This window comes from Streptomyces sp. BoleA5, assembly GCF_000373665.1.
In the GTDB taxonomy this organism is placed as follows: Bacteria; Actinomycetota; Actinomycetes; order Streptomycetales; family Streptomycetaceae; genus Actinacidiphila.
The window spans coordinates 41,771-66,433 of sequence record NZ_KB892156.1 but is presented as its reverse complement, the minus strand read 5'-3'; the positions used below and the strand labels follow the sequence as shown (position 1 = coordinate 66,433).

The window sequence follows — 24,663 nt, the reverse complement described above, 5'->3', positions numbered from 1 at the left end:
CGATGCGCAGGGGTCGCAGGATCGCGATCGACGTCGGGGACGCCCGCATCGGGGTCGCCTCGTGCGACCCCGACGGGCTGATCGCCACACCCGTCGAGACGGTGCCCGGCCGGGACGCCCCGGCCGCGCGCCGTCGCATCGCACAGATCGTCGAGGAGTACGAGCCGATCGAGGTTCTGGTCGGCCTGCCCCGCTCGCTCAACGGGCGGGAGGGGCAGGCCGCGGCCAAGGCCCGCGGCTTCGCCCAGGATGTGGCGAAGATCATCTCCCCCGTACCGGTGCGCCTGGTGGACGAGCGGATGACGACCGTGACAGCGACGCAGGGGCTGCGCGCATCGGGCGTCAAGGCGAAGAAGGGACGCTCCGTCGTGGACCAGGCGGCGGCCGTGGTCATCCTGCAGAGCGCCCTCGAGACCGAACGGGTGTCCGGTAAAGAGCCGGGCGAGAGCGTCGAACCGTTTATCTGATCGCGGTACGGTAACGTTCCGCGCAGCACGGCGGCCACAGCTGGATCCGTGGGTGCCGACGGGCCGGGACCCGTCCCGCCCGCGCCACAAGCGCCGGCCTGCTGCCGCCTCGCGAACCGAACCGTAGGGGATCGATGACTGACTATGGCCGGAGCCCGGGCTCCGAAGCATGGCACCCCGAAGACCCTCTCTTCGGTGATCAATGGGGGCAGCAGCAACACCCCGGGCAACAACAGCACCAGCAGCATCAGCAGTATTCCCAGTACCAGCAGCAACCCCAGCAGCAGCACCCTCAGCACGGACAGAACCAGCAGCACCCGCAGTACCAGCAGCAGGGCGGCTGGGACCCCTACGGCAACACCGGCCAGCAGCAGTACCCGTACGACCCCCAGCAGCAGTACGACTCCTGGGGCGCCCCGGCGGGCTACGGCCAGGACGGCTACGGCGGCCAGCAGCAGCCGGACTACTACGGGCAGGGCGGTTACCCGCCCCCGCAGCGGCCCGACCAGCGCTACCCGGAAGGCCAGCCCCAGTACCAGCAGCAGCCGCAGCAACAACAGCCGCAGCAGTTGCAGCAACCGCAACCGCAACCGCAGCAGCAGCCGCAACGGCAGCAGCGCTCCCGGCCGGCCGAGCAGGACGCCCCGCTCTGGGACGAGGAGGAGGGTGCCGCCGACGACCACTCCTTCTTCTCCGGCTCGGACGACGACGAGGACGACGAGCCGCAGCAGGGCCGCAACGACCGGCGCGGCCGCGCGGGCAAGGGCGGCAAGACCGGGAAGGCTGGGAAGGGCGGCAAGAAGCGGCGCTCCGGCATGGCGTGCCTGGTCGTGCTGGTCGTCCTCGGCGGCGGCATCGCCGGTGTCGGCTGGTTCGGCTACCGCTACTACCAGAGCAACTTCGGCCCGCCGCCGGACTTCGCGGGGAAGGGCAGCGGCGAGGTCCAGGTCGAGATCCCGCAGGGCGCGAGCGGCATCCAGATCGGCAACATCCTCAAGAAGGCCGGCGTGGTCAAGAGCGTCGACGCCTTCACGGCCGCCGTCAGCAAGGACCCGGAAGGCAACTCCATCCAGGCGGGCGTCTACGTCCTGCACAAGGAGATGGCCGCGTCCAGCGCCGTCACGATGATGCTCGACCCGAAGTCGCAGAACGTCCTTGTCATCGCCGAGGGCCTGCGCGACGTGCAGATCTACGAGATCGTCGACGCCAAGCTGGGGCTCGACAAGGGCACCACCGCCAAGGTCGCCGAGGACGAGGTCGGCAAGCTCGGACTGCCCGAGTGGGCGGACGACGACAAGGAGATCAAGGACCCGCTGGAGGGCTTCCTCTGGCCGAGCCGCTACAGCGTCGGCAAGGACACCAAGCCCGTCGACCTGCTGCGCAGCATGGTCACCAACGCCAAGAGGCAGTACACCAAGTACGACGTCGAGGCGAAGGCCGAGAAGCTGGGGCTGGAGTCGCCGCTGCAGGTCGTCACCCTGGCCAGCCTGGTGCAGGCCGAGGGCAAGTCGGACGAGGACTTCCGGAAGATGTCGCGCGTCGTCTACAACCGCCTCAAGCCGACCAACACCGAGACCAACGGCAAGCTCGAGTTCGACTCGACGTACAACTACCTGAAGAACCAGAGCGAGATCAATCTCTCGCTCAAGGAGCTCCGCACCTTCGACGACCCTTACAACACGTACTACTACCGGGGTCTCCCGCCGGGACCGATCGGCAACCCCGGCGCGAAGGCGCTGGCCGCGGCCATGGATCCCGAACCGGGCAAGTGGTACTACTTCATCTCCCTGGACGGGCACACCACCGAGTTCACGGAGACACTCGCCGAGCACGACAAGCTGGCCGACGAGTTCGACAAGAAGCACAACGGCTGAGCCGCCGCCTCTTGGGCGCCGCGCGGGGAACGTCCCCCGCGCGGCGCCCTGGTGCTGCCCGGCCCCGCCGGACCACCGGGCCCTAGACTCGACCGGGCCGTCCCCGGCCTGAGGAGGGCGGCCCGAACCGCCGGACATCACGCACCGAGGGGACCAGCCCATGACGAAGAGCCCTCGGGAGGCCGCGCGTGCCTAGGGCAGCCGTCCTCGGATCGCCGATCGCGCACTCCCTCTCCCCGGTGCTGCACCGCGCCGCCTACACGGAACTGGGTCTGGCCGACTGGACGTACGACCGCTACGAGGTCGACGAGGCCGCGCTGCCCGGTTTCCTGGCCGGGCTGGACGACCTGCCGGGCGGCGGACGCTGGGCGGGGCTGTCGCTCACGATGCCGCTCAAGCGGGCGGTCATCCCGCTGCTGGACGAGGTCAGCGACACCGCCTCCGCCGTCGAGGCCGTCAACACACTCGTCCTCACCGAGGACGGACGCCGCCTCGGCGACAACACCGACATCCCCGGGATGGTGGCGGCCCTGCGCGAGCGCGGCGTCGAACGCGTCGACTCCGCCGCCGTCCTCGGCGCCGGGGCGACCGCCTCGTCCGCGCTGGCCGCGCTGGCGCAGATCTGCGACGGCGAGGTCACCGCGTACGTGCGCAGCGGCACCCGCGCCGACGAGATGCGGGGGTGGGGCGAGCGGCTCGGCGTGGCCGTACGGACGGCCGCATGGGAGGACGCCGCCGGGGCGCTTTCCGCGCCCCTGGTGATCTCCACGACACCGGCCGGCACCGCGGACGCGCTCGCCGCCGCCGTGCCGGAGCGGCCCGGCACCCTCTTCGACGTGCTGTACGACCCGTGGCCCACCGCGCTCGCGTCCGTCTGGGCGCGGCGCGGCGGAGCCGTCGTCGGGGGACTCGACCTGCTGGTGCACCAGGCGGTGCTGCAGGTGGAGCTGATGACCGGCCGCAAACCGGCCCCCCTGGCGGCCATGCGGGCGGCGGGGGAGGCGGCGCTGCACCGCTCCTGACCCCTTCTGACCGCTCCTGAGCGGCCTGCGGCGGTCCACGGAGGTGTCCACGGGGCTGTCCGCCCAGCGGACCGCGCGCCGGCTTCGCCGCCGGACGTGAAAGGATCGGTTTACGCACGGATGGTCCGGTCCGCCTCGCCGCGGTCCGGGCGATGATGAAGGAGCGAGCACCGTTGAGCAGGTTGCGCTGGCTGACCGCGGGGGAGTCGCACGGCCCCGCACTCGTCGCGACGCTGGAGGGCCTGCCCTCCGGTGTGCCGATCACCACCGAGATGGTGGCGGACCACCTCGCACGGCGGCGGCTCGGCTATGGCCGCGGTGCCCGGATGAAGTTCGAGCAGGACCAGGTCACCTTCCTCGGCGGTGTGCGCCACGGGCTCACCATGGGCTCCCCGGTCGCGATCATGGTGGGGAACACCGAGTGGCCGAAGTGGGAGCAGGTCATGGCGGCCGATCCGGTGGACCCCGAGGTCCTCGCCGGGCTCGCGCGCAACGCCCCGCTGACCCGGCCGCGCCCCGGCCACGCCGACCTCGCGGGCATGCAGAAGTACGGCTTCGACGAGGCCCGGCCGATCCTGGAGCGCGCCTCCGCCCGTGAGACGGCCGCCCGGGTCGCGCTCGGCGCCGTGGCCCGCTCCTACCTCAAGGAGACGGCCGGCATCGAGATCGTCTCCCACGTGGTGGAACTCGCCGCGGCCAAGGCCCCGTACGGCGTCCTCCCCACCCCCGCCGACGTCGAGAAGCTCGACGCCGATCCCGTGCGCTGCCTCGACGCCGACGCGAGCAAGCGGATGGTCGCCGAGATCGACCAGGCCCACAAGGACGGCGACACCCTCGGCGGCGTCGTCGAGGTGCTCGCCTACGGCGTGCCCGTCGGCCTCGGCAGCCATGTGCACTGGGACCGCCGGCTGGACGCGCGGCTGGCCGGCGCCCTCATGGGCATCCAGGCCATCAAGGGCGTCGAGGTCGGCGACGGCTTCGAGCTCGCCCGGGTACCCGGTTCCAAGGCGCACGACGAGATCGTCTCCACCGAGGACGGCATCCGCCGCTCCACCGGCCGTTCCGGCGGCACCGAGGGCGGCCTGAGCACCGGCGAGCTCCTGCGGGTGCGGGCCGCGATGAAGCCCATCGCCACCGTACCGCGCGCCCTGGCCACCGTGGACGTGACCACCGGCGAGGCCACCCAGGCCCACCACCAGCGTTCCGACGTCTGCGCCGTCCCGGCCGCGGCCATCGTCGCCGAGGCGATGGTCGCCCTGGTCCTGGCCGACGCGGTCGCGGAGAAGTTCGGCGGCGACAGCGTCGCCGAGACCCGCCGCAACGTGCGCGGCTACCTCGAGAACCTGGCGATCCGATGAGCGCCCCGGTCGTCGTCCTGGTGGGCCCCATGGGGGTCGGCAAGACCACCGTCGGCGAGCTGCTCGCCCAGCGGCTCGGCACCACCTGCCGCGACACCGACGCCGACATCGTCGAGGCCGAGGGCCGGCCGATCGCTGACATCTTCGTCGAGGACGGCGAGGAGCACTTCCGCGCGCTGGAGGCGGCGGCCGTCCGTGCGGCGCTCGCCGAGCACCGCGGCGTGCTGGCGCTCGGCGGCGGCTCGATCCTGGACGAGGACACCCGCAAGCTGCTCTCCGGCCTGCCGGTGGTCTTCCTCGACATGGACGTCGCCGAGGCGGTCAAGCGGGTCGGCCTCGACACCGCCCGCCCGCTGCTCGCCGTCAACCCGCGGCGGCAGTGGCGCGAGCTGATGGAGGCCCGCCGCCCGCTGTACACCGAGGTCGCCCGCGCCGTGGTCGGCACGGAGGGCCGGACCCCCGAGGACGTCGCGGACGCCGTCCTGGACGCACTGGAGCTGAAGAACGCATGACGGAGCACGCCGTACACGCCCCCATCCGCATCCGGGTCGGGGGCGGTGAGGGCACCGAGCCGTACGAGGTGCTGGTCGGCCGGCAGCTGCTCGGCGAGCTGCCGGGCCTGATCGGCGACAGGGCGGCGCGGGTCGCCGTCATCCACCCCGAGGCCCTGGAGGCCACCGGCCAGGCGCTGCGCGAGGACCTGGCGGAGCAGGGGTACGAGGCCGTCGCCATCCAGGTGCCCAACGCCGAGGAGGCCAAGACCACGGAGGTCGCGGCGTACTGCTGGCGGGCGCTCGGCCAGTCGGGATTCACCCGTACGGATGTCATCGTGGGCGTCGGCGGTGGTGCCACCACCGACCTCGCCGGGTTCGTCGCGGCGACCTGGCTGCGCGGGGTCCGCTGGGTCGCCGTGCCGACCACCGTGCTCGGCATGGTGGACGCCGCCGTCGGCGGCAAGACCGGCATCAACACGGCCGAGGGCAAGAACCTCGTCGGGGCCTTCCACCCGCCCGCCGGGGTGCTCTGCGACCTCGCCGCGCTGGAGTCGCTGCCGGTCAACGACTACGTCAGCGGTCTCGCCGAGATCATCAAGGCGGGCTTCATCGCCGACCCCGTGATCCTGGACCTGATCGAACGGGACCCGGCCGCCGCCCGCGGCCCCGGGGGCCCGCACACCGCCGAGCTCCTTGAGCGCGCCATCCGCGTCAAGGCCGAGGTGGTCTCCGCGGACCTCAGGGAGTCGGGCCTGCGCGAGATCCTCAACTACGGCCACACGCTCGGCCACGCCATCGAGAAGAACGAGCGCTACAACTGGCGCCACGGCGCGGCCGTCTCCATCGGCATGGTCTTCGCCGCCGAGCTCGGCCGCCTCGCCGGCCGCCTCGACGACGCCACCGCCGACCGCCACCGCTCCGTCCTGGAGTCCGTCGGCCTGCCGCTGGCCTACCGCGGCGACCAGTGGCCGAGGCTGCTGGAGACGATGAAGGTCGACAAGAAGTCCCGCGGCGACCGGCTGCGCTTCATCGTCCTGGACGGCCTCGCCAAGCCGACCGTCCTGGAGGCCCCCGACCCCGGGGTGCTCCTCGCCGCCTACGCGGAGATCTCCAAGTAGGCGCGCACGCGCACGGGACGACGGGTCCCGAACGGCCGGGCACCCCGTGGGCTGCCCGGCCGTTCACACAACTGCGGCCGCCCACGGTACCGTTCGGTCGAACCTGAAAGCTCTCGTACGGACGGAGTGGCCTCGATGCAGCATGCCGTGGGTGCGCCGCTGCCACCGCCGCCCGGTGGGCAGCAGGCCGGGCAGCCAGGGCCGCCGCCGCAGCCCCCGGGCACCACCGGCCACTTCCCGATGGCCCAGGGGTCCCCCGTACAGCATCCGGTCCAGCCGCCCGCGCAGTCCGCCGGCGGAGCCGGCGCTCCGCTCCCGCGCGCCACGCACGGCCCCGTCGCGGTCCTGCTGATCGGCGCGGCCGGGGCGGGCAAGACGACCATCGCCCGGCACTGGGCCGACCACCGCGGCGTACCGACCGCCCACGTCAGCCTGGACGACGTCCGCGAGTGGGTCCGCTCCGGCTTCGCCGACCCGCAGTCCGGCTGGAACGACAACTCCGAGGCGCAGTACCGCCTCGCCCGCCGCACCTGCGGTTTCGCGGCCCGCAACTTCCTGGCGAACGGCATCTCCTGCATCATCGACGACGCGGTCTTCCCCGACCGCCCGGTCGTCGGCCTCGGCGGCTGGAAGCGCCACGTCGGGCCCGGCCTGCTGCCCGTCGTCCTCCTGCCCGGCCTCGACATCGTGCTGGCCCGCAACGCCCAGCGCAGCGGCAACCGGCGGCTCTCGGACGAGGAGGTCGCCCGTATCCACGGCCGCATGGCCGGCTGGTACGGCTCCGGGCTGCCCATCATCGACAACTCCCACCTCGACGTCGCCGCGGCCGCCGCCGCGCTCGACGGCGTCGTCACCCGCAGCCTGCAGGGCCCGCCCGCCTGGTAGCCGCCACCCGGCGGCTCTCGACAGGCCGACCGGCGGCACGCGACGTACGCTCGCCACATGTCCGAGGTGCACGCTGGCCGCAGGGAACGCCTTCGGGACCGCTGCGCGGCGGCCGGATCGGCGGCGGCGCTCGTCTCCCGACCCGCCAACGTCCGCTATCTGACGGGCTGCGCCCCGCCGGGGACCGTGCTGCTGGTCGGTCCGGGTCCCGAGGACGTGCTCGTCCATCACCGTCATCCGTCCGGCGACCTGGCCGAGGGCCGGCTGCCGGACGACGTGCGCGGCGTCGTCCTGTCCGGCCCCGAGGGCGACCCGGCGGTCACCGCCGCCGCGCTGGCCGCGGACCGCAAGGCCGAGGCCCTGGCGGTGGAGGAGCACCACCTCACCGTCGCACGCCACCGCGCCGTCGGCGGCGCGGCCCCCGGCGTACGCCTCTCCGACCTCGGCTCCGCCGTGGAGCAGCTCCGCCTGGTCAAGGACGAGCAGGAGATCTCGGCGCTGCGGATCGCCGCGGAGATCGCCGACCAGGCGCTGAGCGAGCTCCTGGAGTCGATCCTGGTGGGACGGACCGAACGCCACCTCGCCCTGGAGTTGGAGCGCCGTCTCATCGACCACGGGGCCGACGGCCCCGCCTTCCCCACCTGTGTGGGCACGGGCCCGCACTCGGGGGCCGCGCGCCACCTGCCCACCGACCGGCGCGTCGAGGAGGGCGACTTCCTCACCGTCTGCCTGGGCGCCTGCTACCGCGGCTACCGCTGCGAGGTGGGCCGGACCTTCGTCATCGGCACCACCCCGGCGGACTGGCAGATCGAGCTGTACGACCTGGTCTTCGCGGCCCAGCGGGCCGGCCGGGAGGCCCTCGCGCCCGGGGCCGCCTGCCGCGACGTGGACCACGCGGCGCGCCATGTGCTGGAGTCAGGGGGACACGGCGAGGCGCTGGGGGAGACCACCGGACACGGTGTCGGACTGGAGATCGGTGAGGACCCTCGGTTGTCCCCCTCGGCCATGGGTAAACTGGACGCTTGCGTGCCGGTCACCGTCGAACCGGGAGTCCACATCCCGGGCCGCGGCGGTGTCCGCATCGACGACACACTCGTCGTGCGTCCACCGACGGACGGCGGGCCCGAGCTACTCACCATCACGACCAAGGAGCTGCTCGCCCTGTAGAGGGCGGCTGCGGCTCCCGGGTCCCCGAAGCAGCAGTGCAGGAGATTCCGCAACCGTGGCCACCACGAACGACCTCAAGAACGGCCTCGTGCTCAAGCTCGACGGCGGCCAGCTCTGGTCCGTCGTCGAGTTCCAGCACGTCAAGCCCGGCAAGGGCCCCGCCTTCGTCCGTACGAAGCTCAAGAACGTGCTCTCCGGAAAGGTCGTCGACAAGACCTTCAACGCCGGCGTGAAGGTCGAGACGGCCAACGTCGACAAGCGCGGGATGCAGTTCTCCTACAAGGACGGCGAGAGCTTCGTGTTCATGGACATGGACACGTTCGACCAGATCTACATCACCCCCGAGGTCGTCGGCGACGCCGCCCACTTCCTCCTGGAGGGCTTCGAGGCCGTCGTCGCCATGTACGAGGGCTCCCCGCTCTACATCGAGCTCCCGGCCGCCGTCGAGCTGGTCATCGAGTACACCGAGCCCGGCGTCCAGGGCGACCGCTCCACCGGCGGCACCAAGCCCGCCAAGCTGGAGACCGGCTACGAGATCGGCGTCCCGCTCTTCATCACCACCGGTGAGAAGATCAAGGTCGACACCCGCTCGGGTGAGTACCTCGGCCGGGTGACCAGCTAACCGTGGCCGCACGTAACAAGGCCCGCAAGCGCGCCTTCCAGATCCTCTTCGAGGCGGAGCAGCGGGGTGTCGACCCCAAGACCGCCATGGCGGACTGGATCAGGCTCGCCCGGACCGACGACCGGCAGCCGCCGGTCAGCGAATACACGATGCAGCTCGTCGAGGGCTACGCCGGACGGGCGAGGCGCATCGACGAACTGCTGTCGAAGCACGCCGTGGGCTGGACCCTCGACCGGATGCCGGTGACCGACCGGAACATCCTGCGGCTCGGCGCCTACGAGCTGATCTGGGAGGACGACGTCCCCGACGCCGTCGTCCTGGACGAGGCGGTGCAGCTGGCCAAGGAGTTCTCCACGGACGAGTCCCCCTCGTTCGTGAACGGCCTGCTCGCCCGCCTCAAGGAGCTGAAGCCGGGCCTGCGGGACGACTAGTCCCGCGCGTGCCCGCCGGGCCCGGAACGCATCGCGTTCCGGGCCCGTGGCATGTCCGGCCGGGGCCGGCGCGTCGGCCGGGGGCGGTGCGCCGGGGCGCTAGAGGCGGCAAACACAACCGCCCCTCAGACGCGGCCTGGCGGCCGCGCCCAAGGGGCGGGACGTTTCTGCTTCCCGAGGGCTCAGCCCTCCTCGTGCTGCACCGCTCGCCGTGCGTCCGCGTCGAGGACGCCCCAGCTGATGAGCTGCTCGGTCAGGACCGAGGGCGACTGGTCGTAGATGACGGCGAGGGTGCGCAGGTCGTCCTGGCGGATCGACAGCACCTTGCCGTTGTAGTCGCCGCGCTGGCTCTGGATGGTCGCGGCGTAGCGCTGCAGCGGACCGGCCTTGTCGGAGGGCACCTGGCTCAGCCGCTCGAGGTCGAGGACGAGCTTCGGCGGCGGCTCGGCGGCACCGCCGGGCGCGGAACCGGGCAGCAGCTCCTGGACAGGAACGCCGTAGAAGTCGGCGAGCTCGGCGAGGCGCTGCACGGTCACGGCGCGGTCGCCGCGCTCGTAGGAACCGACCACCACGGCCTTCCAGCGGCCCTGGGACTTCTCCTCGACGCCGTGGAGGGAGAGTCCCTGCTGCGTGCGGATGGCGCGGAGCTTTGCTCCGAGCTGCTTGGCGTAATCGCTGGACATATGGCTCCCCGGACGGAAACTCAGTAACTCACTGTGAGGTTACGCAGCGTAATTGGAATCCGTCAAGCCGAATGGTCCACACCGGTCCCCCGGAAGAGCGAGGAATGGCCGGTCACCGGCCTTTCGGCCGGGGTCCGCGGTCGATCGTGGTACGTGCGGCGGACCCGCCCCGAGAGCCGCGCCAGGCCGCCGCCAGGCCCCGCCAGGGAGCACGCCAGGGTGCCTGATACGGTGGAACCGTAAGTTTTGGCGTCCTTTAAGGCCCGTCCCGTGAGGCGGGGAAGGAGGTCCCTTTTTCATGGGCACCATCGGTTCCGATCCGTCCCGGCCCGTGCTCGAGGCCCCGGACATCGCGCGGGTACTGACCCGCATCGCCCACGAGATCGTCGAGCGCGCCAAGGGCGCCGACGACGTGGTGCTGCTCGGCGTCCCGACCCGCGGTGTCCATCTGGCCCGCAGGCTCGCCGACAAACTCGACGAGATCACCGGCGGCAAGGTCCCGGTCGGTTCGCTCGACATCACCATGTACCGCGACGACCTGCGGCTCCGCCCGGCGCGCGCGCTCGCCCGCACCGACATCCCGGCCGACGGGGTGGACGGGCGGCTGGTCGTCCTCGTCGACGACGTGCTCTTCTCCGGCCGCACGATCCGCGCCGCCCTCGACGCGCTCAACGACATCGGCCGCCCCCGGGCCGTCCAGCTGGCGGTCCTGGTCGACCGCGGCCACCGTGAGCTGCCCATCAGGGCCGACTACGTCGGCAAGAACATCCCCACCTCGCTGCGCGAGACCGTCAAGGTCCACCTGACCGAGGAGGACGGGCGCGACTGCGTCCTGCTCGGCGTACGCGACGGCTCCCCGGCGGACGAGTAGCGCGAGCGCCGCCCCGGCCTCCCGGGGCAGCGCCCTGCCCGCCCGTCCCCACCCGGCCCGCCCGGGAGACGTGGCGTGCCGCCACCCGGCCCGCCCCCGCACGCATCCTCCGGAGTGACCCGATGAAGCGCCACCTGATCTCGGCCGCCGACCTCACCCGCGACGACGCCCTCCTCGTGCTCGACACGGCGGAGGAGATGGCCCGCGTCGCCGACCGGCCCATCAAGAAACTGCCGACCCTGCGCGGCCGCACGGTCGTCAACCTCTTCTTCGAGGACTCGACCCGCACCCGCATCTCCTTCGAGGCCGCCGCCAAGCGCCTGTCGGCCGACGTCATCAACTTCTCCGCCAAGGGCTCCTCGGTGTCCAAGGGCGAGTCCCTCAAGGACACCGCCCTCACCCTGGAGGCCATGGGCGCCGACGCCGTCGTCATCCGCCACCACATGTCGGGCGCCCCGCACCGGCTGGCGTACTCCGACTGGATCGGCGGCAGCGTGGTCAACGCCGGCGACGGCACCCACGAGCACCCCACACAGGCGCTGCTGGACGCCTTCACGATGCGCCGCCACCTGTCCGGCCCCGGCCGCGACCTGGCCGGCCGCCGGATCACGATCGTCGGCGACGTGCTGCACAGCCGGGTGGCCCGCTCCAATGTGCTGCTGCTGGGCACCCTGGGCGCCGAGGTGACCCTGGTGGCGCCGCCCACCCTGCTGCCGATCGGCGTCGAGGACTGGCCCTGCGAGGTCTCCTACGACCTGGACGCGGTGCTCGCCAAGTCCGACGCCGTGATGATGCTGCGCGTCCAGCGCGAGCGCATGAACGCCGCCTTCTTCCCCACCGAGCGCGAGTACTCCCGCCGCTACGGCCTCGACGGCCTCCGCATGGCCGCGCTGCCCGAGCACGCCGTCGTGATGCACCCCGGCCCGATGAACCGCGGGATGGAGATCACGGCCGAGGTCGCCGACTCGCCGCGCTGCACCGCCGTCGAGCAGGTGAAGAACGGCGTCAGCATCCGCATGGCCGTGCTGTACCTGCTGCTCGGCGGCGCCGAGCCCGCCGTCTCCGCCCCCGCCCCCGCCCGCACCGAGGAGAACAACCAAGCATGAGCGCGACCCCGAAGACCCTGATCCGCGGCGCGAGGATCCTCGGCGGAGAGCCGCAGGACGTCCTGATCGACGGCGAGACCATCGCCGAGGTCGGCCCGGGCCTGACCGCCCCCGAGGGCGCCACCGTGGTCGAGGCCGACGGCAAGGTCCTCCTGCCGGGCCTGGTCGACCTCCACACCCACCTGCGCGAGCCCGGCCGCGAGGACTCCGAGACCGTCCTCACCGGTACGCGGTCCGCCGCCGCGGGCGGCTACACCGCCGTCCACGCGATGGCCAACACCTTCCCCGTCGCCGACACCGCGGGTGTCGTCGAGCAGGTCTGGCGCCTCGGCCGCGAGCACGGCTACTGCGACGTCCAGCCGGTGGGCGCCGTCACCGTGGGCCTGGAGGGCAGGAAGCTCGCCGAGCTCGGCGCGATGGCGGACTCCGCCGCCGGTGTGCGGGTCTTCTCCGACGACGGCAAGTGCGTCGACGACGCGGTCATCATGCGCCGCGCCCTGGAGTACGTGAAGGCCTTCGACGGCGTCGTCGCCCAGCACGCCCAGGAGCCCCGCCTGACCGAGGGCGCCCAGATGAACGAGGGCGTCGTCTCCGGCGAGCTGGGGCTGACCGGCTGGCCGGCCGTCGCCGAGGAGTCGATCATCGCCCGGGACGTGCTGCTCGCCGCGCACGTCGGCTCCCGCGTGCACATCTGCCACCTCTCCACGGCCGGCTCGGTCGAGATCGTCCGCTGGGCCAAGTCCAAGGGCTGGGACGTCACCGCCGAGGTCACCCCGCACCACCTGCTCCTCACCGACGAACTGGTGCGCACCTACAACCCCGTCTACAAGGTCAACCCGCCGCTGCGCACCGAGGCCGACGTCATGGCGCTGCGCGAGGCGCTCGCCGACGGCACGATCGACTGCGTCGCCACCGACCACGCCCCGCACCCGCACGAGGACAAGGACTGCGAGTGGGGCGCGGCGGCCATGGGCATGATCGGCCTGGAGACCGCGCTGTCGGTCGTCCAGCACGCCATGGTGGACACCGGCCTGCTCGACTGGGCCGGCGTCGCCGACCGGATGTCGTTCCGGCCCGCGGTGATCGGCCGCCTGTCCGGCCACGGACGTCCCGTCTCGGCCGGTGAGCCCGCGAACCTCACCCTGGTCGATCCGGCATACCGTGGTGAGGTGAATCCCGCGGGCTTCGCCTCCCGCAGCCGCAACACCCCCTACGAGGGTCTGGAGCTGCCGGGTCAGGTGTTCGCCACGTTCCTGCGGGGCAAGGCGACGGTCATGGACGGGAAGCTCTCGTGACACCCCTGGTACTCATCGCGGCGGAGGGGAAGCACTCCGCCGAGGTCACCGACTGGTCGGCCCGCATCGGCTGGGTCGTGGGACTGCTGCTGTTCATCGCCCTCGTCTACTGGCTGATGCGCCAGGGCTGGAAGTGGCGCGGCACCCTCCAGGGCGACCTGCCCGCCCTCCCCACCGCCCCCGAGGAGACCGGCGAGCCCCGGCCGGTCCTGCTCACGACGAGCGGCCGCTACCACGGCAGCACCACGGCGGGGCAGTGGCTGGACCGGATCGTCGCCCACGGACTGGGCGTGCGCAGCCGGGTCGAGCTCACCCTCACCGACCGGGGACTGGACGTCGAGCGCACCGGCGCGCCGAGCTTCTTCGTCCCGGCCGCGGATCTGCGCGGCGCACGCCTCGACAAGGGCATCGCCGGCAAGGTCCTCACCGAGGGCGGCCTGCTGGTGGTCACCTGGGCGCACGGCGACCGGCTGATCGACTCCGGCTTCCGCTCGGACCACGCCGCCGAACACGCCGCGTGGGTCGAGGCCCTGAACACTCTCACGCACGACCAGGAAGGCGCACGATGACCACCTCCACCCAGCGGCCCGCGAGGGTCCCTGCCGTACTCGTCCTGGAGGACGGCCGCACCTTCCGCGGCCGCGCCTACGGGGCCGTGGGGGAGACCTTCGGCGAGGCCGTCTTCTCCACCGGCATGACCGGCTACCAGGAGACCCTGACGGACCCGTCGTACCACCGGCAGGTCGTCGTCATGACCGCCCCCCACGTCGGCAACACCGGCGTCAACGACGAGGACCAGGAGTCCTCCCGCATCTGGGTGGCCGGTTACGTCGTCCGCGACCCCGCCCGCATGCCGTCCAACTGGCGCTCCCGCCGCACCCTGGACGAGGAGCTGACCCGCCAGGGCGTCGTCGGCATCAGCGGCATCGACACCCGGGCGCTCACCCGCCACCTGCGCGAGCGCGGCGCCATGCGGGTCGGCATCTTCTCCGGCGACAGGGCGCTCACCGACGGGGCCGCGCTGCTGGCCGCGGTTCAGGCCAGTCCCCACATGAAGGGCGCCGACCTGTCCGCCGAGGTCGCCACCAAGGAGCCGTACGTCGTCCCGGCGATCGGCGAGAAGAAGTTCACCGTCGCCGCGATCGACCTCGGCATCAAGGGGATGACCCCGCAGCGCATGGCCGAGCGCGGTATCGAGGTGCACGTGCTGCCCGCGGGCGCCACCCTGGACGAGGTCTACGCGGTCGACCCCGACGGCGTCTTCCTCTCCAACGGCCCCGGCGACCCGGCCACCGCGGACCTGACCGTCATCCAGGGCGTCCTGGAGCGCAGGACCCCGCTGTTCGGCATCTGCTTCGGCAACCAGCTGCTCGGCCGCGCCGTCGGCTTCGGCACCTACAAGCTGAAGTACGGCCATCGCGGCATCAATCAGCCGGTGCAGGACCGTTCCACCGGCAAGGTCGAGGTCACCGCGCACAACCACGGCTTCGCCGTGGACGCGCCGCTCGACCAGGTCGCCGACACCCCGTACGGGCGGGTCGAGGTCTCCCACGTGTGTCTCAACGACGACGTGGTCGAGGGCCTGCGGCTGCTCGACACCCCCGCCTTCAGTGTCCAGTACCACCCCGAGGCCGCCGCAGGTCCGCACGATGCCGCGTACCTGTTCGACCGCTTCGTGAAGCTCATGGAGGGCCAGCGTGCCTAAGCGCACCGATATCCAGTCCGTCCTGGTCATCGGCTCCGGCCCGATCGTCATCGGCCAGGCCGCGGAGTTCGACTACTCCGGCACCCAGGCCTGCCGCGTCCTGCGCGCCGAGGGCCTGCGGGTGATCCTCGTCAACTCCAACCCGGCCACGATCATGACCGACCCGGAGATCGCGGACGCCACCTATGTGGAGCCGATCACCCCGGAGTTCGTCGAGAAGATCATCGCCAAGGAGCGCCCCGACGCGCTCCTGCCCACCCTGGGCGGGCAGACCGCGCTCAACACCGCGATCTCGCTCAGCAAGGCCGGGGTCCTCGACAAGTACGGCGTCGAGCTGATCGGCGCCAATGTCGAGGCCATCAACAAGGGCGAGGACCGCGAACTGTTCAAGGAGGTCGTCGCGGCCGTCAACGCCAAGATCGGCCACGGCGAGTCCGCCCGCTCGGTCATCTGCCACACCATGGACGAGGTGATCGCGGGCGTCGACACCCTCGGCGGCTACCCCGTCGTCGTCCGTCCCTCCTTCACCATGGGCGGCGCCGGCTCCGGCTTCGCCCACGACGAGGAGGAGCTGCGCCGCATCGCCGGCCAGGGCCTGACGCTCTCCCCGACCACCGAGGTGCTCCTGGAGGAGTCCATCCTCGGCTGGAAGGAGTACGAGCTGGAGCTGATGCGCGACAAGCACGACAACGTCGTGGTCGTCTGCTCCATCGAGAACTTCGACCCCATGGGCGTGCACACCGGTGACTCCATCACCGTCGCGCCCGCCATGACGCTGACCGACCGCGAGTACCAGATCCTGCGCGACATCGGCATCGCCGTCATCCGAGAGGTCGGCGTCGACACCGGCGGCTGCAACATCCAGTTCGCCGTCGACCCCGAGGACGGCCGGGTCATCGTCATCGAGATGAACCCGCGCGTCTCCCGCTCCTCGGCGCTCGCCTCCAAGGCGACGGGCTTCCCGATCGCCAAGATCGCCGCCAAGCTCGCCGTCGGCTATACCCTCGACGAGATCCCCAACGACATCACCGAGCAGACCCCGGCCTCCTTCGAGCCGACGCTCGACTACGTCGTCGTGAAGGTGCCGCGCTTCGCCTTCGAGAAGTTCCCGGTCGCCGACGCCACCCTCACCACGACCATGAAGTCGGTCGGCGAGGCCATGGCCATCGGCCGCAACTTCCCCGAGGCGCTGCAGAAGGCGCTGCGCTCCCTGGAGAAGAAGGGCAGCCAGTTCGCCTTCACCGGCGACCCGGGCGACAAGGGCGAGCTGCTGCTCGCCGCCGTGCGTCCCACGGACGGCCGGATCAACACCGTCATGCAGGCGATCCGGGCCGGCGCCACCCCGCAGGAGGTCTTCGACGCCACGAAGATCGACCCCTGGTTCGTCGACCAGCTCTTCCTGATCAAGGAGATCGCCGACGATCTCGCCGCCGCCGACAAGCTCGATCCCGAGCTGCTGGCCGAGGCCAAGCGCTACGGCTTCTCCGACGCCCAGCTCGCCGCCATCCGCGGCCTGCGCGAGGACGTCGTCCGCGAGGTCCGGCACGCGCTGGGCGTCCGGCCGGTCTACAAGACGGTCGACACCTGTGCCGCCGAGTTCGCCGCCCGCACCCCGTACTTCTACTCGTCCTACGACGAGGAGAGCGAGGTCGCGCCGCGCGAGAAGCCCGCGGTCATCATCCTGGGCTCGGGCCCGAACCGCATCGGCCAGGGCATCGAGTTCGACTACTCGTGCGTGCACGCATCCTTCGCGCTGAGCGACGCGGGCTACGAGACCGTCATGGTCAACTGCAACCCCGAGACCGTCTCCACCGACTACGACACCTCCGACCGGCTGTACTTCGAGCCGCTCACCCTGGAGGACGTCCTGGAGATCGTCCACGCCGAGCAGCAGGCCGGCCCCGTCGCGGGCGTCGTCGTCCAGCTCGGCGGCCAGACCCCGCTCGGCCTCGCCCAGGCGCTGAAGGACAACGGCGTGCCGGTCGTCGGCACCTCGCCGGAGGCCATCCACCTCGCGGAGGACCGCGGTGCCTTCGGCCGCGTCCTGGACCGGGCGGGCCTGCCCGCCCCCAAGCACGGCACGGCCACCACCTTCGAGGAGGCCAAGGCGATCGCCGACGAGATCGGCTACCCGGTCCTGGTCCGGCCCTCGTACGTGCTCGGCGGCCGCGGCATGGAGATCGTCTACGACGAGACCCGCCTCGCCTCCTACATCGCCGAGTCCACCGAGATCGGCCCGGACCGCCCCGTCCTGGTCGACCGCTTCCTCGACGACGCCATCGAGATCGACGTCGACGCGCTCTACGACGGCCACGAGCTCTACCTCGGCGGTGTCATGGAGCACATCGAGGAGGCCGGCATCCACTCGGGCGACTCCGCGTGCGCCCTGCCCCCGATCACCCTCGGCGGCCACGACATCAAGCGGCTGCGCGCCTCCACCGAGGCCATCGCCAAGGGCGTCGGCGTCCAGGGTCTGATCAACATCCAGTTCGCCCTGGCCGGTGACATCCTCTACGTGCTGGAGGCCAACCCGCGCGCCTCCCGCACCGTCCCCTTCACCTCCAAGGCGACGGCGGTCCCGCTGGCCAAGGCGGCCGCCCGCATCTCGCTCGGCGCCACCATCGCCGAGCTGCGCGCCGAGGGCCTGCTCCCGGCCCACGGCGACGGCGGCACCCTGCCGCTGGACGCGCCGATCTCCGTCAAGGAGGCCGTGCTGCCCTGGAGCCGCTTCCGCGACGTGCACGGCCGGGGCGTCGACACCGTCCTCGGCCCGGAGATGCGCTCCACCGGCGAGGTCATGGGTATCGACTCGGTCTTCGGCACCGCGTACGCCAAGTCGCAGGCCGCCGCCTACGGCGCGCTGCCGACCAAGGGCCGCGCCTTCGTCTCGGTCGCCAACCGCGACAAGCGCGCGCTGATCTTCCCGGCCCGGGCGCTGGTCGAGCACGGCTTCGAGCTGCTGGCCACCTCCGGCACCGCCGAGGTGCTCAAGCGCAACGGCATCGAGGCCACCGTGGTGCGCAAGAAGAGCGAGGGCACCGGCCCCAACGGCGAGCCGACCGTCATCGAGCTCATCCACGACGGCGCCATCGACCTCATCGTCAACACCCCGTTCGGCACCGGCGGCCGCCTCGACGGCTACGACATCCGTACCGCCGCCGTCGCGCGCGGCGTGCCGTGCCTGACGACGGTGCAGGCGCTCGCCGCCGCCGTCCAGGGCGTCGACGCGCTGAACCGGGGCGACGTGGGGGTCCGCTCACTCCAGGAACACGCGGAACACCTGACCGCCGCCCGCGAGGCGTAGGCCGAAGAGGGGGACACCGATCCGGTGTCCCCCTCTTCACGAGCCCCCTCCGTTCGCCCGCCGTGGAAGGCCCCGCATGTACTCCCTGCTGTTCAGTCTGTTCTTCAAGCGCCTCGACCCGGAGCAGGCCCACCACCTCGCCTTCGGCTGGATCCGGCTCGCCGCCCGGGTTCCCGTCCTGCGCACCTTCGCGGCCGCGCTGCTCGCCCCGCGGCACCCCGCGCTGCGCACGGAGGCGCTGGGCCGCCGGATGCACGGCCCCTTCGGGCTCGCCGCGGGCTTCGACAAGAACGCCGTCGGCATCGACGGGCTCACCATGCTCGGCTTCGACCACGTCGAGATCGGCACCGTCACCGCCCAGCCGCAGCCGGGCAACCCCAGGCAGCGGCTCTTCCGCCTGGTCGCCGACCGCGCCCTGATCAATCGCATGGGCTTCAACAACGAGGGCTCGGCCGCGGTCGCCGCGCGCCTGGCCGCGCGCAGGGCGGTCTTCCCGACCACGGTCGGCGTCAACATCGGCAAGACCAAGGTCGTCCCGGAGGAGGAGGCGGTCGCCGACTACGTCACCTCCACCGAGCGGCTCGCCGCGCACGCCGACTACCTCGTCGTCAACGTCTCCTCGCCGAACACCCCCGGACTGCGCAACCTGCAGGCCGTCGACCACCTGCGTCCCCTGCTCAGCGCCGTGCGCGAGGCCGCGGACCGCGTCGTCACGGGCCGCCGCGTCCCCCTGCTCGTCAAGATCGCCCCCGACCTCGCCGACGAGGACGTGGACGCCGTCGCCGACCTCGCCCTCGAACTCGGCCTGGACGGCATCATCGCCACCAACACCACCATCGCCCGCGACGGCCTCGGCCTGCGCTCGGACGCCTCGCTGGTCAAGGAGACCGGCGGCCTGTCCGGCGCGCCCCTCAAGGAACGCTCCCTGGAGGTGCTGCGCCGCCTGTACGCCCGCGTCGGCGACCGCATCACCCTCGTGGGGGTGGGCGGGGTCGAGACCGCCGAGGACGTCTGGCAGCGCATCCTGGCCGGCGCCACCCTTGTGCAGGGCTACAGCGCCTTCGTCTACCGGGGTCCCTTCTGGTGCCGCACGATCCACCGGGACCTCGCCGCGCTGCTCCAGGCCAGCCCGTACGCCACCCTCGCCGACGCCGTCGGCGCCGAAACCCGGAAGGCAGCCACCCCGCGATGAACCCCGAGCCCTTCGGCGCCAGGCTGCGCCGCGCCATGGACACCCGTGGGCCGCTCTGCGTCGGCATCGACCCGCACTCCTCCCTGCTCTCCGCCTGGGGCCTGCAGGACGACGTCGCCGGCCTGGAGCGCTTCACCCGCACCGTGGTGGAGGCGCTGGCCGACCGGGTCGCCGTCCTCAAGCCGCAGAGCGCCTTCTTCGAGCGCTTCGGCTCCCGCGGCATCGCCGTCCTGGAGACGGCCGTCGCCGAGGCCCGCGCGGCCGGCGCCCTGGTGCTGATGGACGCCAAGCGCGGCGACATCGGCTCCACCATGGCCGCGTACGCCGCCACCTATCTCGATCCCGCCTCGTCGCTGTTCTCGGACGCGGTCACCGTCAGCCCGTACCTGGGGTTCGGCTCGCTGCGCCCCGCCCTGGACGCCGCCCGGGCGAGCGGCAGCGGCGTCTTCGTGCTCGCCCTGACCTCCAATCCGGAGGGCGCGGAGGTGCAGCGGTCAACCGCAGCGGGCGGCGCGTCCCTCGCCCAGGTGATGCTGAACCACATCGCGGCCGAGAACGAGGGTGACGTGCCGCTCGGATCGGTCGGCGCCGTCGTCGGCGCCACACTCGGGGAGGCGGGTGTGGACCTGGCCGTGAACGGGCCCCTCCTCGCCCCCGGGATCGGCGCCCAGGGGGCCACCGCGGCCGACCTCCCCAGGGTGTTCGGGGAGGCCGTGCGCAATGTCGTGCCGAGCGTCAGCAGGGGGGTCCTCAAGCTCGGACCGTCCGTCGCGGCGCTCCGCGAGGCGGCCGAAAGGGAGGCCGCGGAACTGGCCTCGGTCGTCAAGTAGCGGTCAAGACGTCCGGAAACCTGCGCAGATTTGTCCCAAAAGTCCTGGTCGGTTGACGCTGACCAGGACTTTTCTTCTTGTTTGCGCTGACTCCGGCCGCTGGGGCCGCTAGTCTCCGACGAGAGCGCGCAAGGTGCGCGTTTCACGTTGCCCCTGCAGGTGGGGGGCGACTAGGTTCCACACCGGTCCGTATCCGACAGTTCTACTTCCGAGGTGACGTAGGCGTGGCTCTTCCGCCCCTTACCCCTGAACAGCGCGCTGCCGCGCTCGAGAAGGCCGCCGCGGCTCGCCGGGAGCGCGCCGAGGTCAAGAATCGGCTCAAGCACTCCGGCGCCTCGCTGCACGAGGTCATCAAGCAGGGCCAGGAGAACGACGTCATCGGCAAGATGAAGGTCTCCGCCCTCCTGGAGTCCCTGCCCGGCGTGGGCAAGGTCCGCGCCAAGCAGATCATGGAGCGGCTCGGCATCTCCGAGAGCCGCCGGGTCCGCGGGCTCGGCTCCAACCAGATCGCATCCCTGGAGCGCGAGTTCGGCAGCCCCGCTGCCTGACGTTCCCAGCACCCTCCGGGAACCGGGATAATCGCTCCATGAGTGAACGTCCGCGGCTGACCGTGCTCTCCGGCCCCTCGGGTGTCGGCAAGAGCACGGTCGTCGCTCATATGCGCACAGTCCACCCCGAGGTGTGGCTCTCCGTCTCGGCCACCACCCGCAAGCCCCGCCCCGGTGAGGAACACGGGGTGCAGTACTACTTCGTCGAGAACGACGAGTTCGACAAGCTCGTCGCCAACGGCGAACTGCTGGAGTGGGCCGAATTCGCGGGGAACCGGTACGGCACGCCGCGCCAGGCGGTGCTGGAGCGCCTCGAGGCAGGCGAGCCGGTCCTGCTGGAGATCGATCTGCAGGGCGCCCGCCAGGTCCGGGAGTCGATGCCCGAGGCGCAGCTGATCTTCCTCGCTCCGCCGAGCTGGGACGAGTTGGTCCGCCGGCTCACCGGCCGGGGCACCGAGGCCCCCGAGGTCATCGAGCGCCGGCTGGAGGCCGCGCGGGTCGAGCTGGCGGCCGAGCCGGAGTTCGACACCACCCTGGTGAACACCTCCGTCGAGGACGTCGCGCGCGAGCTGCTAGCCTTGATGGCTGTAGTCTGATCTTTTTGCACCCAATCGGAAGGTAGAGCGTGTCCTCTTCCATCACCACGCCCGAGGGCATCATCAACCCGCCGATCGACGAGCTGCTCGAGGCCACCGACTCGAAGTACAGCCTCGTGATCTACGCGGCCAAGCGTGCCCGTCAGATCAACGCCTACTACTCGCAGCTCGGCGAGGGCCTGCTCGAGTACGTCGGCCCGCTCGTGGACACCCACGTGCACGAGAAGCCGCTGTCGATCGCGCTGCGTGAGATCAACGCGGGTCTGCTGACCTCCGAGGCCGTCGAGGGCCCGGTCCAGTAACCGCGCCCAGGCGTCACACCACGGGCCCGGCGGTACGACCGCCGGGCCCGTGGTGTGTCATGGGGTAGTACGCACCACGGTCCAACACAGCGCGGGAGAGACGATGGGGAAGCCACAGGTCGTCCTGGGCGTGAGCGGCGGGATCGCCGCCTACAAGGCGTGCGAGCTGCTGCGCCGGTTCACCGAGTCGGGGCACGACGTACGCGTCGTGCCCACCGCCTCGGCGCTGCACTTCGTCGGTGAGGCCACCTGGTCGGCGCTGTCGGGCAACCCCGTCTCGACCGAGGTGTGGGCGAGCGTCCACGAGGTGCCGCACGTGCGCATCGGGCAGGGCGCGGACCTCGTCGTGGTCGCCCCGGCCACCGCGGACGTGCTCGCCAAGGCGGCCCACGGGCTCGCCGACGACCTGCTCACCAACACCCTGCTCACCGCGCGCTGTCCCGTGGTGTTCGTGCCCGCCATGCACACCGAGATGTGGGAGCACGCCGCCACCCAGGAGAACGTGGCGACGCTGCGCCGCCGCGGCGCCCTCGTGCTGGAGCCCGCGGTCGGCCGCCTCACCGGCGTCGACACCGGCAAGGGCCGGCTGCCCGAGCCCGCCGAGATCTTCGAGGCCTGCCGCCGGGTGCTGCTGCGCGGTCCGCGCGCACTGGAGACCGACCTGGCCGGACGCCACGTCGTCATCAGCGCCGGAGGCACCCGCGAGCCCCTCGACCCGGTCCGCTACCTGGGGAACCGCTCCTCCGGCAAGCAGGGCTACGCGCTCGCCCGTACGGCCCTGGCCCGGGGCGCCAGGGTCACCCTGGTGTCCGCCAACACCGGCCTCGCCGACCCGGCGGGGGCGGACGTGGTACGGGTCGGCACGGCGGTGCAGCTGCGCGAGGCCGTGCTGAAGGCCGCGTCCGACGCCGACGTGGTGGTGATGGCGGCCGCCGTCGCGGACTTCCGTCCGGCGCGGTATGCCGAGGGCAAGATCAAGAAGAAGGACGGCGAGGAGCCCGCGCCCGTGGAGCTGGTGCGCAACCCCGACGTGCTCGCCGAGCTCTCAGCCGAACGGCCGCACCCCGCGCAGATCGTCGTGGGATTCGCCGCCGAGACCGACGACGTGTTGGCCAACGGCCGCGCCAAGCTCGCCCGCAAGGGCTGCGACCTGCTGGTCGTCAACGAGGTGGGGGACCACAAGGCTTTCGGGTCGGAGGAGAACGAGGCCGTCGTGCTCGGCGCCGACGGCACCGAGACCGCGGTGCCGTACGGGCCGAAGGAGGCCCTCGCGGAGCAGGTCTGGGACCTGGTCGCCGCCCGGCTGAGCTGACGACACTTCGGGTCGGTGCGTGTGAGCTACTGGCGTTCCGTCCCGAGGTGATGCACAGTGTCGCAGGTCACGGCATATCCAAGGTGCGAGATGCCGTGTCCTTGCGCATGCGTCGGACGATAAACTGACCCATGGCCCGCCGGGCGCAGCCCCGCGCGAGCCGCAAACGATCAGCCAGCAGCCGCTGCAACCCCAGGGAGCGATGTGTCCCGCCGCCTGTTCACCTCGGAGTCCGTGACCGAGGGTCACCCCGACAAGATCGCTGACCAGATCAGCGACACGATCCTCGACGCCCTGCTCAAGGAGGACCCCTCCTCGCGCGTCGCCGTCGAGACGTTGATCACCACCGGTCTGGTGCACGTCGCCGGAGAGGTCACCACCAAGGGATACGCGGACATCGCGACCCTGGTGCGGAACAAGATCCTCGACATCGGCTACGACTCGTCGAAGAAGGGCTTCGACGGCGCGTCCTGCGGTGTCTCGGTCTCCATCGGCGCGCAGTCCCCGGACATCGCGCAGGGTGTCGACACGGCCTACGAGAGCCGCGTCGAGGGCGACGAGGACGAGCTCGACCGGCAGGGCGCGGGCGACCAGGGTCTGATGTTCGGCTACGCCTGCGACGAGACCCCCGAGCTGATGCCGCTCCCGATCACGCTGGCGCACCGGCTCTCCCGGCGGCTCACCGAGGTCCGCAAGAACGGGACGATCCCCTACCTGCGGCCCGACGGCAAGACCCAGGTCACCATCGAGTACAACGACGACAAGGCCGTGCGCCTCGACACCGTCGTCGTCTCCTCGCAGCACGCCAGCGACATCGACCTCGAGTCGCTGCTCGCCCCCGACATCCGCGAGTTCGTCGTGGAGCCGGAGCTGAAGGCGCTCCTCGACGACGGCATCAAGATCGACACCGAGGGCTACCGGCTGCTGGTGAACCCCACCGGGCGCTTCGAGATCGGTGGCCCGATGGGCGACGCCGGCCTCACCGGCCGCAAGATCATCATCGACACCTACGGCGGCATGGCCCGCCACGGTGGCGGCGCCTTCTCCGGCAAGGACCCGTCCAAGGTCGACCGCTCCGCCGCCTACGCCATGCGCTGGGTCGCCAAGAACGTCGTCGCCGCGGGCCTCGCCTCGCGCTGCGAGGTCCAGGTCGCCTACGCGATCGGCAAGGCCGAGCCCGTGGGCCTGTTCGTGGAGACCTTCGGCACCCACACCGTGGACCACGAGAAGATCGAGCAGGCCATCGGCCGGGTCTTCGACCTCCGCCCGGCCGCGATCATCCGCGACCTCGACCTGCTCCGCCCGATCTACGCCCAGACCGCGGCGTACGGCCACTTCGGCCGTGAGCTGCCGGACTTCACCTGGGAGCGCACCGACCGCGTCGAGGCGCTGCGCCAGGCGGCCGGCCTCTAGGCCACGTCTAGGCCTGCCGCATCCACGGCCCGACGACGGCCCCCGACCCCGGCGGTCCGGGGCCGTCG

The 24,663-nt window shown here is 71.8% G+C and carries 24 protein-coding genes; 23 read left to right on the top strand and 1 reads right to left on the bottom strand.

Annotation, left to right across the window (positions count from 1 at the left end; translation table 11 throughout):
• Positions 1-2 precede the first annotated feature (2 nt).
• The 10 genes from ruvX (at position 3) to nusB (ending at position 9,438) form a co-directional block, all read left to right on the top strand.
• Positions 3-467 carry a Holliday junction resolvase RuvX gene (gene ruvX, locus B085_RS0139885; protein WP_018564195.1) on the top strand — a complete coding sequence of 155 codons (465 nt, stop codon included), beginning with the start codon at positions 3-5 and terminating at the stop codon, positions 465-467.
• Between the two features lie 134 nt (positions 468-601).
• A complete protein-coding gene (gene mltG / locus B085_RS0139880) occupies positions 602-2,341 on the top strand; it encodes an endolytic transglycosylase MltG (RefSeq protein WP_018564194.1) in 1,740 nt (579 codons plus the stop codon).
• Between the two features lie 188 nt (positions 2,342-2,529).
• Complete coding sequence (locus B085_RS0139875) at positions 2,530-3,363, top strand: shikimate dehydrogenase (RefSeq protein WP_026251923.1); 834 nt, start codon at positions 2,530-2,532, stop codon at positions 3,361-3,363.
• Positions 3,364-3,536: 173 nt separating this feature from the next.
• The gene (gene aroC / locus B085_RS0139870; protein ID WP_026251922.1) at positions 3,537-4,721 is read left to right on the top strand and encodes a chorismate synthase; all 1,185 of its coding nucleotides are present in this window, start codon (positions 3,537-3,539) and stop codon (positions 4,719-4,721) included.
• On the top strand, positions 4,718-5,233 hold the full coding sequence (locus B085_RS0139865; protein ID WP_018564191.1) for a shikimate kinase: 516 nt from the start codon (positions 4,718-4,720) through the stop codon (positions 5,231-5,233). The genes aroC and B085_RS0139865 overlap by 4 nt, the downstream gene beginning before the upstream one ends.
• Positions 5,230-6,333, top strand: coding sequence for a 3-dehydroquinate synthase (gene aroB, locus B085_RS0139860; RefSeq protein WP_018564190.1), 1,104 nt, complete (start codon positions 5,230-5,232; stop codon positions 6,331-6,333). Before B085_RS0139865 ends, aroB begins: the two co-directional genes overlap by 4 nt.
• A gap of 135 nt (positions 6,334-6,468) precedes the next feature.
• Positions 6,469-7,218, top strand: a complete 750-nt coding sequence (locus B085_RS0139855; RefSeq protein WP_018564189.1) for an AAA family ATPase — start codon at positions 6,469-6,471, stop codon at positions 7,216-7,218.
• A gap of 57 nt (positions 7,219-7,275) precedes the next feature.
• Positions 7,276-8,385, top strand: a complete 1,110-nt coding sequence (locus B085_RS0139850; protein ID WP_018564188.1) for a M24 family metallopeptidase — start codon at positions 7,276-7,278, stop codon at positions 8,383-8,385.
• Between the two features lie 55 nt (positions 8,386-8,440).
• Positions 8,441-9,007, top strand: a complete 567-nt coding sequence (gene efp, locus B085_RS0139845) for an elongation factor P (protein WP_018564187.1) — start codon at positions 8,441-8,443, stop codon at positions 9,005-9,007.
• A gap of 2 nt (positions 9,008-9,009) precedes the next feature.
• Positions 9,010-9,438, top strand: a complete 429-nt coding sequence (gene nusB / locus B085_RS0139840; RefSeq protein ID WP_018564186.1) for a transcription antitermination factor NusB — start codon at positions 9,010-9,012, stop codon at positions 9,436-9,438.
• Between the two features lie 182 nt (positions 9,439-9,620).
• Here the strand turns inward: nusB and B085_RS0139835 are convergent, their stop codons facing one another.
• Positions 9,621-10,121: a transcriptional regulator gene (locus B085_RS0139835; RefSeq protein WP_018564185.1), complete on the bottom strand. Its 501-nt coding sequence runs from the start codon at positions 10,119-10,121 to the stop codon at positions 9,621-9,623.
• 298 nt (positions 10,122-10,419) lie between these two features.
• Here B085_RS0139835 and pyrR point away from each other — a divergent pair, with 298 nt between their 5' ends.
• From pyrR to metK, 13 genes are all read left to right on the top strand, one after another.
• Positions 10,420-10,992 carry a bifunctional pyr operon transcriptional regulator/uracil phosphoribosyltransferase PyrR gene (pyrR, locus tag B085_RS0139830; protein ID WP_018564184.1) on the top strand — a complete coding sequence of 191 codons (573 nt, stop codon included), beginning with the start codon at positions 10,420-10,422 and terminating at the stop codon, positions 10,990-10,992.
• Positions 10,993-11,114: 122 nt separating this feature from the next.
• Entirely contained in the window at positions 11,115-12,098 is a 984-nt protein-coding gene (locus tag B085_RS0139825; protein WP_018564183.1) for an aspartate carbamoyltransferase catalytic subunit, read from the top strand.
• Positions 12,095-13,393: a dihydroorotase gene (locus B085_RS0139820; RefSeq protein WP_018564182.1), complete on the top strand. Its 1,299-nt coding sequence runs from the start codon at positions 12,095-12,097 to the stop codon at positions 13,391-13,393. Before B085_RS0139825 ends, B085_RS0139820 begins: the two co-directional genes overlap by 4 nt.
• Entirely contained in the window at positions 13,390-13,962 is a 573-nt protein-coding gene (locus B085_RS0139815) for a hypothetical protein (protein WP_018564181.1), read from the top strand. The genes B085_RS0139820 and B085_RS0139815 overlap by 4 nt, the downstream gene beginning before the upstream one ends.
• Positions 13,959-15,098 carry a glutamine-hydrolyzing carbamoyl-phosphate synthase small subunit gene (carA, locus tag B085_RS0139810; RefSeq protein WP_018564180.1) on the top strand — a complete coding sequence of 380 codons (1,140 nt, stop codon included), beginning with the start codon at positions 13,959-13,961 and terminating at the stop codon, positions 15,096-15,098. Before B085_RS0139815 ends, carA begins: the two co-directional genes overlap by 4 nt.
• Positions 15,091-18,402, top strand: coding sequence for a carbamoyl-phosphate synthase large subunit (carB, locus tag B085_RS0139805; RefSeq protein ID WP_018564179.1), 3,312 nt, complete (start codon positions 15,091-15,093; stop codon positions 18,400-18,402). The genes carA and carB overlap by 8 nt, the downstream gene beginning before the upstream one ends.
• 76 nt (positions 18,403-18,478) lie before the next feature.
• Positions 18,479-19,594 carry a quinone-dependent dihydroorotate dehydrogenase gene (locus tag B085_RS0139800; RefSeq protein WP_018564178.1) on the top strand — a complete coding sequence of 372 codons (1,116 nt, stop codon included), beginning with the start codon at positions 18,479-18,481 and terminating at the stop codon, positions 19,592-19,594.
• On the top strand, positions 19,591-20,424 hold the full coding sequence (gene pyrF, locus B085_RS0139795; protein ID WP_018564177.1) for an orotidine-5'-phosphate decarboxylase: 834 nt from the start codon (positions 19,591-19,593) through the stop codon (positions 20,422-20,424). Before B085_RS0139800 ends, pyrF begins: the two co-directional genes overlap by 4 nt.
• Positions 20,425-20,648: 224 nt before the next feature.
• Positions 20,649-20,972: an integration host factor gene (locus tag B085_RS0139790; protein WP_018564176.1), complete on the top strand. Its 324-nt coding sequence runs from the start codon at positions 20,649-20,651 to the stop codon at positions 20,970-20,972.
• A 38-nt stretch (positions 20,973-21,010) separates the two neighbouring features.
• On the top strand, positions 21,011-21,568 hold the full coding sequence (gmk, locus tag B085_RS0139785; protein ID WP_018564175.1) for a guanylate kinase: 558 nt from the start codon (positions 21,011-21,013) through the stop codon (positions 21,566-21,568).
• Between the two features lie 29 nt (positions 21,569-21,597).
• Positions 21,598-21,870 (top strand): DNA-directed RNA polymerase subunit omega, encoded by a 273-nt coding sequence (gene rpoZ, locus B085_RS0139780; RefSeq protein WP_018564174.1) that lies wholly within the window; start codon positions 21,598-21,600, stop codon positions 21,868-21,870.
• 103 nt (positions 21,871-21,973) lie between these two features.
• The gene (coaBC, locus tag B085_RS0139775; RefSeq protein ID WP_018564173.1) at positions 21,974-23,182 is read left to right on the top strand and encodes a bifunctional phosphopantothenoylcysteine decarboxylase/phosphopantothenate--cysteine ligase CoaBC; all 1,209 of its coding nucleotides are present in this window, start codon (positions 21,974-21,976) and stop codon (positions 23,180-23,182) included.
• A 204-nt stretch (positions 23,183-23,386) separates the two neighbouring features.
• A complete protein-coding gene (gene metK / locus B085_RS0139770; protein ID WP_018564172.1) occupies positions 23,387-24,595 on the top strand; it encodes a methionine adenosyltransferase in 1,209 nt (402 codons plus the stop codon).
• The last annotated feature ends 68 nt before the right edge of the window (positions 24,596-24,663 follow it).

What these genes read in the sequence shown, in the direction of transcription:
- ruvX (WP_018564195.1), top strand. Translation starts at nt 3, where the DNA reads ATGCGCAGGGGTCGCAGGATCGCGATCGACGTCGGGGACGCCCGCATC.
- mltG (WP_018564194.1), top strand. Translation starts at nt 602, where the DNA reads ATGACTGACTATGGCCGGAGCCCGGGCTCCGAAGCATGGCACCCCGAA.
- B085_RS0139865 (WP_018564191.1), top strand. Translation starts at nt 4,718, where the DNA reads ATGAGCGCCCCGGTCGTCGTCCTGGTGGGCCCCATGGGGGTCGGCAAG.
- aroB (WP_018564190.1), top strand. Translation starts at nt 5,230, where the DNA reads ATGACGGAGCACGCCGTACACGCCCCCATCCGCATCCGGGTCGGGGGC.
- B085_RS0139855 (WP_018564189.1), top strand. Translation starts at nt 6,469, where the DNA reads ATGCAGCATGCCGTGGGTGCGCCGCTGCCACCGCCGCCCGGTGGGCAG.
- B085_RS0139850 (WP_018564188.1), top strand. Translation starts at nt 7,276, where the DNA reads ATGTCCGAGGTGCACGCTGGCCGCAGGGAACGCCTTCGGGACCGCTGC.
- B085_RS0139835 (WP_018564185.1), bottom strand. Translation starts at nt 10,121, where the DNA reads ATGTCCAGCGATTACGCCAAGCAGCTCGGAGCAAAGCTCCGCGCCATC.
- pyrR (WP_018564184.1), top strand. Translation starts at nt 10,420, where the DNA reads ATGGGCACCATCGGTTCCGATCCGTCCCGGCCCGTGCTCGAGGCCCCG.
- B085_RS0139825 (WP_018564183.1), top strand. Translation starts at nt 11,115, where the DNA reads ATGAAGCGCCACCTGATCTCGGCCGCCGACCTCACCCGCGACGACGCC.
- B085_RS0139820 (WP_018564182.1), top strand. Translation starts at nt 12,095, where the DNA reads ATGAGCGCGACCCCGAAGACCCTGATCCGCGGCGCGAGGATCCTCGGC.
- carA (WP_018564180.1), top strand. Translation starts at nt 13,959, where the DNA reads ATGACCACCTCCACCCAGCGGCCCGCGAGGGTCCCTGCCGTACTCGTC.
- B085_RS0139800 (WP_018564178.1), top strand. Translation starts at nt 18,479, where the DNA reads ATGTACTCCCTGCTGTTCAGTCTGTTCTTCAAGCGCCTCGACCCGGAG.
- pyrF (WP_018564177.1), top strand. Translation starts at nt 19,591, where the DNA reads ATGAACCCCGAGCCCTTCGGCGCCAGGCTGCGCCGCGCCATGGACACC.
- gmk (WP_018564175.1), top strand. Translation starts at nt 21,011, where the DNA reads ATGAGTGAACGTCCGCGGCTGACCGTGCTCTCCGGCCCCTCGGGTGTC.
- coaBC (WP_018564173.1), top strand. Translation starts at nt 21,974, where the DNA reads ATGGGGAAGCCACAGGTCGTCCTGGGCGTGAGCGGCGGGATCGCCGCC.